The sequence below is a fragment of the Streptomyces sp. NBC_01439 genome (assembly GCF_036227605.1).
In the GTDB taxonomy this organism is placed as follows: Bacteria; Actinomycetota; Actinomycetes; order Streptomycetales; family Streptomycetaceae; genus Streptomyces.
The window spans coordinates 4,795,188-4,809,212 of sequence record NZ_CP109487.1; the positions used below are offsets into that span (position 1 = coordinate 4,795,188).

Below are 14,025 nucleotides of genomic sequence, written 5' to 3' on the forward strand. Positions count from 1 at the left end.
TCACACCCGTGCAGCAGGAGGAGCGCCGGATCCCGTGGACAGCCCTCAGGGGGTCAGTCGGGTCACCTGGCCCGTCTCCAGGGCCACGTACAGGAGGCCGTCCGGTCCGAAGGCGAGGCCGTGCGGCTCCGCTCCGGGTGCCGGCAGGGCGTGTTCCTCGATCCGGCCGTCGGGGCCGATCGCGCCGACCCGGTTCGTGCCCCACTCGGTGAACCAGCACCGGCCGTCCGGGCCGGCCGTGATGGCGTGCGGGCGGCAGCCTGGATCGGGCAGCGGGTACTCGGTCACTTCGCCCGCGGTGGTGATCCGGGCGATCTGCCCGGCGCCGATCTCCACGCACCACAGCGCGCCGTCGGCGCCCGCCGTGATGCCGACGGGTCCGGCGCCCGGGGTGGGCAGCGGGTGGAGGGTGATCCGGCCGTCGGTGGTGACGCGGCCGACGGCGTTCGCCCGGTTGAGGGTGAACCAGAGCGCCCCGTCCGGGCCGGGCGTGATGAAGGAGGCGAAGGCCTCCCGCACCGGCAGCGGGTACTCGGTGACCTCGCCGGACGTGGTGATGCGGCCGATGCGGTCGGTGTGCAGGGCGGTGTACCAGAGCGCGCCGTCGGGGCCCGCCGCGATGCCGAACGGGCCGCTGCCGGGGGTGGGCAGGTCGTACGCGCGGAACTCGCCCGACACGGTGACGCGGCCGATGCGGTGGTCGCGGGCGCGGGTGAACCACAGCGCGCCGTCGGGGCCCGCGGTGATGACGGAGGGCCCGCACCCGGCGGCTCCCGTGTCGTACCGGGTGACCTCGCCGGCGGTGGTGATCCGGGCGAGGGCGCCCGCGTGGACCAGGGTGGTCCACAGGGCGCCGTCGGGTCCGGCGGCCAGCCCGTAGGGCCCCTCGCCGGGGGCGGCCACGGGGATCGTGGTGGGGGTGTTCGTCACAGGGCTCCTTGCAGGGGTGCGGGGGCGGTGAGGTCGAGGCGGGCGCCGCGCCAGCGGTCGAGCAGCCGCCGGTCGTGGCTGACGACCACCAGGGCTCCCGGGTAGTGGTCGAGGGCGGATTCCAGGTCCTCGGCCAGCGCGAGCGACAGGTGGTTCGTCGGCTCGTCGAGCAGCAGTACGTCGGCCGGCTCCGCCACCAGGCGGGCCAGCGCGAGCCGTTGGCGCTGCCCGGTGGAGAGCTTCCCGACGGGGGTGTCGAGCCGGTCGGCCGCGAACAGGCCCGAGGAGAGCAGCCGTTCGGTGCCCTCGGGGCCGAAGGCCTCGCGGGCGGTGCGGTGCGCCGGGCCCGGATCGGGCTGCTGCGGCAGGTAGCCGGTGCGGCCCCGGCGGGTGATCAGGCCGCTGTCGGGGGCCAGCGCACCGGCGAGGAGGCGCAGCAGGGTGCTCTTGCCGGCCCCGTTCGGTCCGGTGACCAGGAGCCGGTCGCCCGTCGCGAGGGCGAGGTCGAGCGGGTGCAGGCGGCCGTGGACGGCGATGCCCCGGGCGTCGAGCACCGGGCCGGACACGTTCTGGGCCGTCCGCGGCACGGCGGTGAACCGCAGCGGTGCCGTGGGAGCCGGGACCGGCTCGGCCAGCAGCCGGCGCAGCCGTTCCTGTGCGTTGCGGACCCGGCCGGCCAGGGACTGCTGGACGCGTCCGGCGGCCCGGTCGTACGCCATCTTGTTGCCGTCCTTCATCGCCCTGCCCGGTGCCACGCGCCGTGCGGTGGTGGCGGCGGTCTCGCGCAGCCGCGCGGTCTCGGCGCGCCACTCCTCGTGGGCCTGGGCGCGGCGGGCGCGTTCGGCGGCCTTCTCCGCGAGGTAGCCGGCGTAGCCGCCGCCGTAGCGGGTGAGCGCGTGGGTGTCGGCGTCGACCTCGACGAGGGTGGTGGTCACGCGGTCCAGGAAGGTCCGGTCGTGGGAGACGGCGACGGTGGTGCCGGCCCGGCCGCGCAGGTGCTCTTCGAGCCAGGTCAGGGCCGTGTCGTCGAGGTGGTTGGTGGGTTCGTCGAGCAGCAGGACCTCGGGGGAGGCCGCCAGCAGGGCGGCCAGGCGCAGTCGCACCTGCTCGCCGCCGGAGAGGCCGCCGACGCGGCGGTCGCGGTCCAGTGCGACCAGGCCCAGGCCGTGCAGGGCGCGTTCCAGGCGGGCGTCGGCGTCGTACCCGCCGCGCAGTTCGAAGACGGTGAGGAGGTCGCCGTACTCCGGCAGGCCGCTCTCGTCGCCTTCGGTCATGGCCCGTTCCAGTGCGCGCATCCGGGCTTCGACGGTGCGCAGGTCCGTGAGGCCGCGGTCGATGACGTCCTGGACGGTGAGGTGGTCGGGGAGGTGTTCCTCCTGGGCCAGGTGGCCGATGCCGCCGGCGGCGCGGACGGTGACGGTGCCCTGGTCGGGGGTTTCCAGGCCGGCTAAGAGGCGGAGCAGGGTGGACTTGCCCGAGCCGTTCTCGCCGATGATCCCGGTGCGTTCGCCGGGTACGAGGGAGCAGGTGACGGCGTCGAGGACGGGGCGGCCGTCGTAGGACTTGGTGACGGTGCGGAGGGTGAGCTGGGTGAGGCGGGTGGGCCGGGTGGTTCCGGTCGTGGGGTGCGTGAGGACTCCCTACAGCGACAACTGTTGCGTTAGAATCATGGCATGTCATCCACCACACCCGCAAGCGGTTCACGTCCCGGGGGCCGCAGCGCCCGGATCCGCACCCAGGTCTTGGAGGCCACCGGGGCACAACTGGTCGAGCACGGGTACGACTCGCTCACCGTCGACGCCGTGGCCGAGCGGGCCGGCGTCCACCGCACCACCGTCTACCGCCGCTGGCGGGACGTCGGGGGATTGCTGGCCGACCTCCTGGACACGGCGGCCGACGACGGCTGGGAGCCGGCGGACACCGGAACGTTGGAGGGCGACCTGACGGCGCTGAACGAGGAGATCCTGGCGGGGGTCGCGGCCGATCCCCCGCTGACCACGGCACTGATCGCCGCGTCGTTCCGCTCGGCGCAGGCCGCGCGGGCCCTGCGGGCCTTCTGGGAGCACCGGTACGCGCGCTGCGCGGTGGTCGCGGCACGCGCCGAGGAGCGGGGCGAGCTCTCGCCGGGCACCCGCGCCCGGGAGCTACTGGTCGCGGCGACCGCGCCGATGTACCACGAGCTGGTCCTGCTGGGCACGGCCCCGGACCCGCACCTCCCCGCCGCCGCGGCCCGCACCGCGGCACTGGCGGCCCGGGCCGGCGCCTTCACCGGGCCGTAGCCGGCGGCGGGCGGCGGCCGGGGAGCGGGGGCGGGGCGCCGGTCGCCCCCCGTACCGCTACGCGTAGTCGAAGAGGGCGCTCAGCCGGGGAAGTCGGGCCGATATCTCGTCGGTGTCGTCGAAGTCGAAGTCCCAGGACGGGTCCAGGGCCGGGTAGCTGATCGTGAAGGAGTCCGCGGGCAGTTCGCGGCCGGTGCCGGCCTCATAGGCGGTCCAGGCGATCGACAGGGCCTCCTCGTCCCACAGTTCCAGGCCGTGCTCCGCGGCCTCGCGGACCGCGGGGTGCGCGGCGAGGGAGTCGGGGTCGGCCAGGGCCGTCTCGAAGACCTCCCGGCCCTGGGTGAGGAGCCAGCCGCGGAAGTAGTCGAAGCCGTCGTCCGAGCAGCCCCCGTTGATCACGTAGGCCGCGGCCCAGAGCGGCGCCCGGTAGGACTCCGCCAGCAGGTCCCACAGCACCTGCTGGGACGCGGCTATCTCCGTCGCCGCCCGGTCCGCGAGGAGCTGCGCCGCGCGCGAGGCCACCTCCTCGGGTTCCGCGTCGGCACGGGCCGTCTCGATCAGCTTCCAGAACGTCTGCTTGTCCATGCGGAAAGCCTGGCAGCCGGGTCTGACATCAGGCGGTGGTGCTGAGGAAGGTGTGGAGGGATCTTGTGAGCGCGCCGACGAAGGCGTCCTGCACCGGCGCCGGGACGAGGTCGAGGGACAAGTACGGGTTCAGGTCCTCCAGTTCGACGAGGAGCAGTTCGCCGGACGGCGCACGGCAGGCGTCGACGCGCTGGATGCCGTGGTCGAGGGTGTTCCAGTCGACGAAGGAACGGGCGAAGGCCAGGTCCGCCCCGGTCGGGGCGTAGAGCTCCAGCTCCCAGCGGCGGGCCGGATCGGGGGCGTACAGCGCGTACTGGAAGGCGTCGTCGACGAAGTAGAAGGACACCTCGTACGTGAAGTCGATGCGCGGCTGGATCAGCACGGCCCCGGCCGGCCCGTTCGGTGTCGCGGTGAAGGTGAGGCCGATGGAGTCGGCGCCCTGCTTCGGCTTGACCGCGTACTGCGGCACCTGCGGCAGTTCCGCCAGCCGGGCGGGGTCGTCGACCGTCGGGATCACCGGGTAGCCGGCGGCCGTCAGGTCGAGGAGGTACTGCTTGCCCGCCATGTCGGCGCGGCCGGTGAGCGGGTTGTAGACGCGGGTCCCGGCGGCGAGGGCTGCCGCGCGGAAGGAGTCGTAGGCCTCCTGGTAGTGCAGGACCGGGCCGCTGTTGCGGACGATCACCGCGTCGAAGCCGAGCGGCAGCATGGCTTCCGCGTCCGCGGGATGGCACAGGGCCAGGTCGAACGCGGCGCGCAGCCGGGACGTGAGGAATATGTCCTCGTCGCAGTAGCGGCGGCCGCGTGCGGGGTACGCCAGGTCGGTCACGTAGAGCAGGGGCATGGGGGCAACCTATCGCGGGCCCCGATCAGCGCATGAAACACCTCGTACGGGACAAAATGCCGACCCTCGGGGACGACAGCTGGATCGAGGACGAGGCGGCCGGCACGCGTTCCTCGAAGGAGCGGGGGGACGGGGGGACGCGGTCAGTCCCGATGGTGCTTCCGGGCCGCGAGCTGACCCTGGACGTAGGCGTCGGTGTCCGGTGCGTACGGGCCTCCGTGGTCGAACAGGAGGTCGCTGATGCGCTGCCACTCGGCGGCCTCGGCGCGGGCGGCGGCGTCGGCGCGCTCCAGGTCGCCGACGGTCGCCAGCACGGTCTCGAGGGCGGCATGCGCCTCGTGGTGGGCCAGGCCGGTGGCCCGGTCCCGGACGCGCTCCCGGGCGGTGATCTCCGCGATGGTGGGCTCGTGCGGTTCCAGGGCGGCCTCAAGCACGGCCTCTGCGTCGTCCGTCACGGTGTACCCGCCTCCTCCTCGTCGACCCGGCGGCCGGCGCCGCCCGTCCCCCTCGTCTGCCCGCGGACCCCGGCGCCAAGCCGGCCGGGGTCCGCGGGATTCCCGGGAATCCCCCGGGCCCGTCAGCGGCCCAGGCGGCGGTCCTTCAGGGCCGGGAACTGGGAGCGGGTGTCGGGGACCTTGGCCGGGTCCAGGTCCACGGTGAGGACCTCCTCGCCGGGACCCGCCTCGGCCAGCACCTCGCCCCACGGGTCGACCACCAGGCTGTGCCCGGCCTGCTCCACGCCCGCGTGGGTGCCGGCCAGCCCGCACGCCAGGACGTAGCACTGGTCCTCCACGGCGCGCGCCCGGGCCAGCAGGGTCCAGTGCGAGCGGCGGCGGGCGGGCCAGCCCGCCGCGACGACCATCGTGGTGGCCCCGGCGTCGACCAGGCCGCGGAACAGCTCCGGGAAGCGCAGGTCGTAGCAGGTGGCGATGCCGAGGGTCTGCTCCGGCAGGGTCACCGTGGTCAGGGAGTCCCCGGCCGACATCAGCACCGCCTCGCCCTGGTCGAAGCCGAAGCGGTGGATCTTCCGGTAGGTGGCGGCGAGCTCGCCCGTCGGGGAGAGGACGAGGGCGGTGTTGTAGAGGGAGCCGTCGCCGGCGCGCTCCACGACCGAACCCGCGTGCAGCCAGACGCCGGCGTCGCGCGCCGCCTTCGACATGGCCTCGTAGGTCGGGCCGTCCAGCGGTTCGGCCTCGGTCTCGAACTGCTCGTAGGCGAACGCGCCGACCGGCCACAGCTCCGGCAGGACGACGAGATCGGAGCCCGCCTGCTCCCGTACGAGTTCGGCCATGCGGACGCGTCGGGAAGACACCGACTCGCCCTCGTTCACTGCGATTTGGATCAGCGAGGCGCGCACACTACCACCGTCCTGGCGTTCAAGCCGTCAACTCGGGCCTACGATCGTCACACGAAAGCACTGCCGGGGTGCTCACCGGCAGCGTAGTTTTGGAAACTGAGTCCACCGCTTCCGAAACGCGCCATTGAACAGCACCGCGAGGGGTCCCGTTGACCGTCCAGCCGCATCCCGCCCTCCAGCCCTATGCCGACGCGTGGACACACTCCATCGAGGCGATATCCGAGTTGGTCCTCCCCCTGACGGAGGGCGAGTGGAACCGGGCGACGCCGTGTCCCGGCTGGTCGGTCCGTGATGTCGTGTCGCACATCATCGGCATCGAGTGCGAGCAGCTCGGGGACCCCCGGCCGATCCACACCGTGGCACGGGACCTGCGGCACGTGGTGGACGAGTTCAGCCGGTACATGGAGGTGCAGGTCGACGTGCGGCGCCACCACACCGCGCCGGAAATGACCTCGGAGCTGGAGTACACGGTGATCCGGCGCTCCCGGCAGCTGCGGAACGAGAAGCGGGATCCGGCCACGATGGTCCGCGGGCCGCTCGGTGACCAGGTGACGCTGGAGCAGGCGCTGCGGCTGCGGGCCTTCGACGTGTGGATCCACGAGCAGGACCTGCGGGCGGCGCTGGGGACCCCGGGGAACTGGGATTCGCCGGGCGCGTACGTGGCGCGGGACCTCCTGCTGGCCGGGCTGCCGAAGGTGGTGGCCAAGCGGGCCGGCGCGCCGGCGAACTCGGCCGTGGTCATCGACGTCCACGGCCAGCTGGAATTCATGCGGACGGTACGGGTGGACGCGGAGGGCCGCGGCACGGTGGACAAGTCGCCGTCGCTGGGCCCGGCGGTGACCCTGACGCTGGACTGGGAGACGTACGTCCGCCTGGCGGCGGGCCGGGTCCGGGCGCACACCGTGGCGGACCGGGTGAAGGTGGAGGGCGACGTGGAACTGGCAAACGCCATCCTCACGCAGTTCTCCGTGACCCCGTAGGCGACCGGGTGCAGCCGGGTGGCCCAAGAGGGGCCGCGCGGCGGACCTACGGCGCCTCGCGCCCTGCTGTTTCCGGGAGGAGACACGCACCGGACGCCGGCTCCGGCGCGGGGACGGGGACGGTGACGCGGCCCCGGGCGGCCTCACGGGACAGGGCCAGGGGCCGCAGGCGCAAGATGCTGATCACTCCCAGCGCTTGGAGGACGAAGACCGTGCAGAAGGCGACGCGGTAGTTGTCGCCGGTGGCGTCCAACAGGATGCCGACCGTCAGCAGGGTGGTCATGGACGCGATGAAGCCGCCCATGTTCGTGATGCCGGAGGCGGTGCCCTGGCGCTCCGCCGGATTGGCCGGGCGGGCGAAGTCGAAGCCGATCATCGACGCCGGCCCGCACCCGCCCAGGACCAGGCACAGGGTGACCAGCAGCCACATCGGCGCGCGCCCGCCCGGGAAGGCGAGGACCGACGCCCACAACAGGGCGGTGAGGCCGACCGTGCCCAGGGCGAGCGGGATCCGCGCGGACTGGCGGCGGCCGACGAGCTGGCCGTAGACGAGGCCGAGCACCATGTTCGAGGCGACGACCAGCGTCAGCAGCCCGCCCGCGGTGGTCCGCGGCAGCCCCTGCGCCTCGACCAGGAAGGGCATGCCCCACAGCAGCAGGAAGACCATCGCGGGGAACTGCGTGGTGAAGTGCACCCACAGGCCGAGCCGGGTGCCGGGTTCGGCCCAGGACTCCCGGATCTGGCGGCGCACGAAGCCCCCCGGAGCCCCCGGAACCCCCGGAGCCCCGGCGGCGCGCGGTGCGGGCCCGTATCCCTCCGGGTGGTCCCGCAGGAACAGCACCAGCGGCACCAGGACCACCAGACCCGCCGCGGCGCTGCCCGCGAAGGCGGCGGTCCAGCCGACCCCGTGCAGGACAGGGGCGAGGACGAGGGTGGAGACGAGGTTGCCCGCCATGCCGACCAGCCCGGCCAGCTGAGCCATCAGCGGCCCGCGCCGGGCCGGGAACCAGCGGGTGCCCAGCCGCAGCACCGATATGAAGGTCATCGCGTCGCCGCAGCCCAGCAGCGCCCGCGCGGCGAGCGCCATCCCGTAGGAGGGCGACAGCGCGAAGCCGAGCTGGCCGGCGGTGAAGAGCACCGCGCCCAGGGTCAGCACCTTCTTGGTGCCGAGCCGGTCGACCATCAGGCCCACCGGTATCTGCATGCCCGCGTAGACCAGCAGCTGGAGGAGGGAGAAGGTGGCCAGCGCCGAGGCGCCCACGTGGAAGCGGTCGGCGGCGTCCAGGCCGGCCACGCCCAGGCTGGTACGGAAGATCACCGCCACGAAGTAGACGGCGACGCCGATGCCCCACACGGCGACGGCCTTCCGGCCGCCCGGCGGGTCGGCGGGCATGTCGGCCCTGGCGGGGGAGGCGTTCACCGGCCCGTTCACCGGCCCGACCCCCGCACCAGGGCCTCGACCCGGCCGATGTGCCCGCGGACCGTCGCGGCCGCCGTGTCCGCGTCCCCGGCCCGCAGCGCGGCCAGGATCTCCGCGTGCTCGGCGAGGGTGCGGTCCAGCCGTTCGGGGTGGGCGTGCAGCAGGGCCACGCCCATCCGCAGCTGCCGGTCGCGGAGTTGGTCGTAGAGCCGGCACAGGATCTGGTTCCCGGCGCTGCGCACGATCTCGGCGTGGAAGCCGCGGTCGGCGGCCATCATCGCCGCGAGGTCGCCCGCGTCGGCGTGCCGGCGCTGTTCGTCGAGCAGGGCGGCGAGCCGGTCCAGCAGGCCCGGTGGGGCCGGCACGGCCCTGCGTACGGTGAATTCCTCGACCAGCAGCCTGGTTTCGAGGACGTCGGTGATCTCCTGCGCGGAGACCTGGAGGACCAGGGCGCCCTTCTTCGGGTACAGCTTCAGCAGCCCCTCGGTCTCCAGTCGCAGCAGCGCCTCGCGGACGGGCGTACGGGACACCCCCACGGCGGCGGCCAGTTCGCCCTCGGTCAGCAGGGTGCCGCCTTCGTAGCGGCGGTCGAGCACCCCGTGCTTGACGTGCTGGTAGACGCGGTCGGCGGCGGTCACGGCAGTGGCGGGGGCGGGCATGCGCACAGGATAGATACAACAGGGGTGCAAGCCCGGCCCGGTCCAAAATGTGGACCCGGCCCCGGGCGGGGACCCCGAACGGGCTCCCGGACCCCGGGTCTGGTCCGCGGGTCTCCCGCTGCATCGAAGGATGTAGCGCGCCTTCGTCCGCCCGCAGGACGTACGGGGCCCCGCGCGCCGGGACGCTGAAGTCATGGCCGAAACCCTGCTCGCCCCGGCGGCACAGAAGACCGCCCGGCTCCCGCTCCTGGACGTCCTGCGCGGCGCCGCGATCCTCGGCACGCTCATGACCAACGTCTGGATCTTCACCTCGCCCGGCTCGGAGTGGGGGGTGCTCCAGGGCGGTCTGAAGCTGCCCGACCCGATCGCCGACCCCTCCGCCGCCCACCTCGCCGAGAGCGTCTTCCGCTTCCTCGCGGACGGCAAGTTCCTGGCCCTGCTGACGGTCCTGTTCGGGGTGGGCCTGGCCATCCAGTTCGACTCCGCCGCCCGCCGCGGCGACCCCTGGCCCGGGCGCTACCCGCGCCGCGCCGCCTTCCTCTTCGTCGAGGGCACCGTCCACTTCGTGCTCGTCTTCGCCTGGGACGTGCTCATGGGGTACGCGGTGACCGCCCTGCTCGTCGCCTGGTTGCTGGCCCGCTCCGAGAAGGTGCGCAAGGTGGCCATGTGGACGGCCGGCGGGCTGCACCTGGCTCTGGTGTCCCTGGCGACCCTCGACGCACTGAGCCGGCCGCCCGGCGCCCCCAAGAGCCCGGACCCGGCCGCCGTCGAGCTGTACGCCCACGGAAGCTATCCGGACCAGATCGCCTTGCGCCTGGAACACTTCCTCGCGCTGCGCATCGAGCCGGTCTTCTCCTTCGGGCTGCTCGTGTTCCTCTTCCTCCTCGGCGTGCGGCTGCACCGCGCCGGCGCCTTCACCGCCACCGACGAAGGCCGCCGCATCCGCGGCCGGCTTGCCACCTGGGGCCTGGGCCTCGGGCTGCCGCTGAACGCCGCGACCACCCTCGGCGGCGGCGACTTCTACCTCCTGGGCCGCTACGGCGCCGCGCCCCTGCTCGCCCTCGGCTACATCGGCCTGATCGGCACCGCCCTCGACCGGCGGTGGATCCCGGCCCCGGTGAGCCGTTCCCTCGGCTCCGTCGGCCGCACCGCCCTGTCCTGCTACGTCGCCCAGAACCTGCTCTGCATGCTGCTCTGCTACGGCATCGGGCTGGGCCTCGCCGAACGGCTCGGCGGCACCGGCCCCTGGTGGGTGATGGGCCTGTGGGCCGGCGTGAGCCTGGTCCTGGCCGCCGGATCACGGCTGTGGCTGCGCCGCTTCGACCACGGCCCGCTGGAGGCCGTGCAGCGCACGGTCCTCAAGAGCCGCCGGTGACCGCCGCCACCTCCACGTCCAGGACGAACTCGTCGTAGGGCGCCTCGTCCGGGTAGGGCGGCCGGACCTGCGCGAAACGGATCCGGGCCCGACCCCCGCCCGGGGGCCGGGCCCGGACCACGTAGGTCCGCTCCACCGGGGCCCCCGGCAGCGGGGCCGCCCCGGCGGCCCCGACCCCGGACCCGCCGACCCCGGACCCGGGGGCCTCCGCCACCGTCACCGCGTCCGCGTCCCCGGTGACCTGCCAGGTCCACACGTACCCGCGCGCGCCACGCCCGGTGAGCCGCAGCTCGTACGGCTCGTCCGGGCCCAGCACGATGCTCCGTACCTCCACGCCCGCCCGTTCCTCTCAGACGGGGCCGATCACCGACCCCTCGTGCCAGCCCGCGCCGTCGCGCCAGTAGTGCTGGAGGCGGCGGTCGGTGCGCAGGACGACCACTTCCAGGTTGAACCCGAAACTGCCCTGGAGCATCCCGGTGACGGAGACCACGTCGTGCCCGAAGACCGCGCTGCGCCGCCAGGGCGAGCCGCCCGCGTTGCCGCGCCACCAGTGCTCCACGCGGCCGTCGGCGACGGCCACGCACAACTCGTAGTTCCCGGCGGTGTCCTCGTCCGCGGCCCCGAACTGCCCCTCGATCAGGCAGGGCGCGGAGACGGCCGCCGCGGCACTGCCGAAGACCTCCCCCGCCCGCCAGGTGAAGCCGTTCGGATCGTCGCGCCACCACAGCTGCATGCGGCCGTCGGTGCGGGTGGCGACGAGGTCGAGGTGGCGGCCGCGGGTCTGGACGAGGGCGGGCCCGTAGTGGGCGATGCCGGAGGCGAACCGGCCGCCGTCGTTCCAGGTCCAGGGGGCGCCGTTGATCCGCCACCAGTGGTTGAGGCGGCCGTCGGCGGTCCGTACGACGACCTCGAAGTTGCCCGGCTTGCCGTAGTCGCTCTGGATGAACGCCGGGGTCGACCCGACGGCCGCGTCGCCCGGCCCGAAGAGGCCGCCGTCGCGCCAGGCCCCGCCGGACTGCTCGTAGTACCAGTGGCGCAGCCGGCCGCCGGTGGTCACGTGCAGGGACTCCATGTTGCGGTTGTAGGTGGTGCCGGTGAAAGCGGGCTGGCCGGAGGCGTCGGCGGCGAAGGTCCCCGCACGGGCCCAGGCGAACGGGGAATCGCCCTCGCGCCACCAGTGCTGGAGGCGGTCTCCGGGGGCGGTGGCGAGCAGCTCGAAGTTGCGGTGGGCGCGGCCGTTGCCGCTCTCGTAGACGTTGCCGGTGTGCAGGCGGCGCTTGGTCCACGGGTCGGGGTTGGTGCCGCGCAGGCCGCACTTGGCCCAGTAGTCGATGTTGACCTCGCCGTAGGCGATCCGGCCGTAGCCGCCGACGTGGTAGCCCGTCCCCCAGGAGTTCTTGAACAGCCAGCAGCCGGCCGCGTCGTCGTATCCGACGATCAACACGCAGTGGCCGCCCGCGAGATGGTCGCTCGTACGGTGGTACACGCCGGAGCCGAGGCCGAAGAAGTCGTCGTACACGTCGAAGCAGGCCGTCAGCGGGCCGACCGTGTCCAGCCAGACCTTCTGCTGCTCCACGTCGCCGAGCCGGACGTAGTCGGTGATCCGGACGGTCCGGCCGGACCGGTCCCAGCTGGGCGTGTACTCGGCGCGCCAGGCGTCGCGGCGGGCGGCCGGGAGCCCCGCGGGCGGGGTGCTGTACGGCCAGCAGTCCGGGTCCGCGAGTCCGCCGTTCGCCTTGATCCAGTCGAGGGCGGTCTCCGGATTGCTGCCCTGGCCGCAGCTGAAGCGCAGGCCGTCGTGGACGTCCCCCTCCGAGCGCTCCGCCCACACGTCGTGCTCGATCCGGGCCATGGACTCCACCAAGCCGGTGGCGCCGAAGGCCCAGCAGGAACCGCACGGGTTCTGGTCCTTCACCTTGGTGATCCACGGCCAGCCCCAGCGGCTGCGCCAGTCCACGGCGGTGGGCCGGGCCGCAGCGGCCGCCCCCCGGACCCCGGGCAGCAGCCCGTGGGCGGCGCGGCGCCGGGTCAGGTGCGGATTGCCGCTCGCGCGGCCGATCGTCCCCGGGAGGTCGATCACCCCCGCGTCTTCGGCAGTGGTCAGGTTCGCCCCGGGCTCCAGACCGAGCGAAGGCCGCGGCACGGGCTCCTCGTCGGCGAGGTGCTCCAGGACCGACCAGCGCGCCCCCTGCCGGGCGAGCTGCGCACGCAGCTCGCCCACCGACTGGACAGACTCCTCCGGCATAGCGGCCCCCCAGCTGCAACCGTTCGGATCCAAGACCCGGGAGCGTCTCCCCGGCGCCCGGGGGCGTCAAGGGGGTCCGCACGGTCGCGCGGGGGCACGAGGGGGCGTGCCGTGCCGCGGGGGCGCTACCGGGGTTCAACCGTCCAAGGAGATCGCGTTCTTGGCGCGCTCCACCGATTCCTCGGACGCGGGTCCGCCCGGGTTCTCCGTCGCCAGCGCCTGGTTGAGGTCGACGAAGGGCCGCATCCGCTCCTCGTAGCGGGCGTACGCGGCGAAGTGGTCGCCGGGCGTCTGGGCGAGGGAGTCGGCGAGCACGTGGGCGCCCACCAGGGCCAGGCTGGTGCCCTGCCCCGAGAGGGGGGAGGGGCAGTAGCTGGCGTCCCCGAGCAGGGCGATACGGCCCCGCGACCACCGGTCCATGCGGATCTGGGCCATGGCGTCGCAGTAGAAGTCGGGCGTCTTGCGGGCGGCCTCGGCCAGGCGGGCCCCTTCCCACCGTACGGTCTCCAGCCGGTCGACGACCGTCCGCCGCAGGGCCTCGACGGTGCGCAGTTCCGGGGCGAGGGGGGCGGACTCGAAGCCGAAGGCGATGCGCAGTTCGGTGTTGTCCCGCACGGGCATGATGCCGAAGCCCATGTCCCCGTCCCGCAGCCACATCTGCCAGTCCTCCAGGCCGAGGAAGTTGTCCGCGCCGAACACCGAGAGGTAGCTGCCCAGGTGGTGGGCGTAGTCCTCTTCGGGGCCGAAGGCCAGGCGCCGTACGGTGGAGTGCAGGCCGTCGGCCCCGACGACGAGGTCGAAGGTGCGCGGCGCCGCGTGCGCGAACTCCACCCGCACTCCGCTCCCGTCCTCCTGCAGAGCCGTGATGGTGTCGCCGAAGACGTACTCGACGTCCGTGCGGGTGTGCTCGTGAACCATCCGCACCAGGTCCTCGCGCAGCACCTCGATGTCCTCGCTGTCGAGCCGGCCGCTGCTGAAGGTCGCCTCGGTGGAGCGGCCGACCTCGCTGCCGCCGGGGCCGAGGATCGACATGCCGCGCATCCGGGTGCGGACGCGGCTCGCCCCCTCGAGCAACCCCACGCGCTCCACGACGTCGAGCGCGACGCCGCGGATGTCCACGGCCTGCCCGCCGCCGCGCACGCCCGGGGCACGTTCGACGACGGTGGGCTCGAAGCCGTGGCGGTGCAGGAGGTGGGCGAGGACGGGACCCGCGATGCCGCCGCCGGAGATGAGTACGGTCCGCACGAGAAGCTCCTTCGGTGGTTTGTACGCTGTACGCACACTGAATGTACGACGTACACACAGGCCTCTCAACAGGCGTTAAGGCTCTCCTGTACTAGCTCAGACCGGCTCC

At 73.6% G+C, this 14,025-nt stretch carries 13 protein-coding genes and 1 pseudogene; 3 read left to right on the forward strand and 11 right to left on the reverse strand.

Annotation, left to right across the window (positions count from 1 at the left end):
* Window positions 1-45: 45 nt before the first annotated feature.
* Together OG207_RS21435 and abc-f are read right to left on the reverse strand one after the other, a co-directional pair.
* Window positions 46-930: a Vgb family protein gene (locus tag OG207_RS21435; protein WP_329100100.1), complete on the reverse strand. Its 885-nt coding sequence runs from the start codon at window positions 928-930 to the stop codon at window positions 46-48.
* Window positions 927-2,525 (reverse strand): annotated as a pseudogene (gene abc-f, locus OG207_RS21440) (ribosomal protection-like ABC-F family protein); the annotation flags it as partial. The gene OG207_RS21435 and the pseudogene abc-f, both read right to left, overlap by 4 nt.
* A 78-nt stretch (window positions 2,526-2,603) precedes the next feature.
* Here abc-f and OG207_RS21445 point away from each other — a divergent pair.
* Window positions 2,604-3,209 (forward strand): TetR/AcrR family transcriptional regulator, encoded by a 606-nt coding sequence (locus tag OG207_RS21445; RefSeq protein ID WP_329100101.1) that lies wholly within the window; start codon window positions 2,604-2,606, stop codon window positions 3,207-3,209.
* Between the two features lie 57 nt (window positions 3,210-3,266).
* Here the strand turns inward: OG207_RS21445 and OG207_RS21450 are convergent, their stop codons facing one another.
* The 4 genes from OG207_RS21450 to OG207_RS21465 all read right to left on the reverse strand — a co-directional run bounded on the left by OG207_RS21450 (window position 3,267) and on the right by OG207_RS21465 (window position 5,992).
* Window positions 3,267-3,794, reverse strand: a complete 528-nt coding sequence (locus OG207_RS21450) for a DUF4240 domain-containing protein (RefSeq protein WP_329100102.1) — start codon at window positions 3,792-3,794, stop codon at window positions 3,267-3,269.
* A gap of 28 nt (window positions 3,795-3,822) precedes the next feature.
* Entirely contained in the window at window positions 3,823-4,635 is an 813-nt protein-coding gene (locus OG207_RS21455; protein ID WP_329100103.1) for a hypothetical protein, read from the reverse strand.
* A gap of 143 nt (window positions 4,636-4,778) precedes the next feature.
* Window positions 4,779-5,090, reverse strand: a complete 312-nt coding sequence (locus tag OG207_RS21460) for a hypothetical protein (protein WP_329100104.1) — start codon at window positions 5,088-5,090, stop codon at window positions 4,779-4,781.
* Between the two features lie 122 nt (window positions 5,091-5,212).
* Window positions 5,213-5,992: a carbon-nitrogen family hydrolase gene (locus tag OG207_RS21465; protein ID WP_329100105.1), complete on the reverse strand. Its 780-nt coding sequence runs from the start codon at window positions 5,990-5,992 to the stop codon at window positions 5,213-5,215.
* A gap of 149 nt (window positions 5,993-6,141) precedes the next feature.
* On the opposite strand from OG207_RS21465, the gene OG207_RS21470 reads away from it, so the two are divergent.
* Entirely contained in the window at window positions 6,142-6,972 is an 831-nt protein-coding gene (locus tag OG207_RS21470) for a maleylpyruvate isomerase family mycothiol-dependent enzyme (protein WP_329100106.1), read from the forward strand.
* Between the two features lie 46 nt (window positions 6,973-7,018).
* Here the strand turns inward: OG207_RS21470 and OG207_RS21475 are convergent, their stop codons facing one another.
* Together OG207_RS21475 and OG207_RS21480 are read right to left on the reverse strand one after the other, a co-directional pair.
* Window positions 7,019-8,365 (reverse strand): MFS transporter, encoded by a 1,347-nt coding sequence (locus OG207_RS21475; RefSeq protein ID WP_329107767.1) that lies wholly within the window; start codon window positions 8,363-8,365, stop codon window positions 7,019-7,021.
* A gap of 35 nt (window positions 8,366-8,400) precedes the next feature.
* A complete protein-coding gene (locus tag OG207_RS21480) occupies window positions 8,401-9,051 on the reverse strand; it encodes a GntR family transcriptional regulator (RefSeq protein WP_329100107.1) in 651 nt (216 codons plus the stop codon).
* Window positions 9,052-9,244: 193 nt separating this feature from the next.
* On the opposite strand from OG207_RS21480, the gene OG207_RS21485 reads away from it, so the two are divergent.
* The gene (locus tag OG207_RS21485; RefSeq protein WP_329100108.1) at window positions 9,245-10,426 is read left to right on the forward strand and encodes a DUF418 domain-containing protein; all 1,182 of its coding nucleotides are present in this window, start codon (window positions 9,245-9,247) and stop codon (window positions 10,424-10,426) included.
* Here OG207_RS21485 and OG207_RS21490 read toward each other — a convergent pair.
* The 3 genes from OG207_RS21490 to OG207_RS21500 form a co-directional block, all read right to left on the reverse strand.
* Entirely contained in the window at window positions 10,410-10,760 is a 351-nt protein-coding gene (locus OG207_RS21490; RefSeq protein WP_329100109.1) for a hypothetical protein, read from the reverse strand. The genes OG207_RS21485 and OG207_RS21490 overlap by 17 nt on opposite strands.
* A gap of 15 nt (window positions 10,761-10,775) precedes the next feature.
* Window positions 10,776-12,671 (reverse strand): C1 family peptidase, encoded by a 1,896-nt coding sequence (locus OG207_RS21495; protein WP_329100110.1) that lies wholly within the window; start codon window positions 12,669-12,671, stop codon window positions 10,776-10,778.
* Between the two features lie 135 nt (window positions 12,672-12,806).
* Window positions 12,807-13,916, reverse strand: a complete 1,110-nt coding sequence (locus tag OG207_RS21500) for an FAD-dependent monooxygenase (RefSeq protein WP_329100111.1) — start codon at window positions 13,914-13,916, stop codon at window positions 12,807-12,809.
* Between the last annotated feature and the right edge of the window lie 109 nt (window positions 13,917-14,025).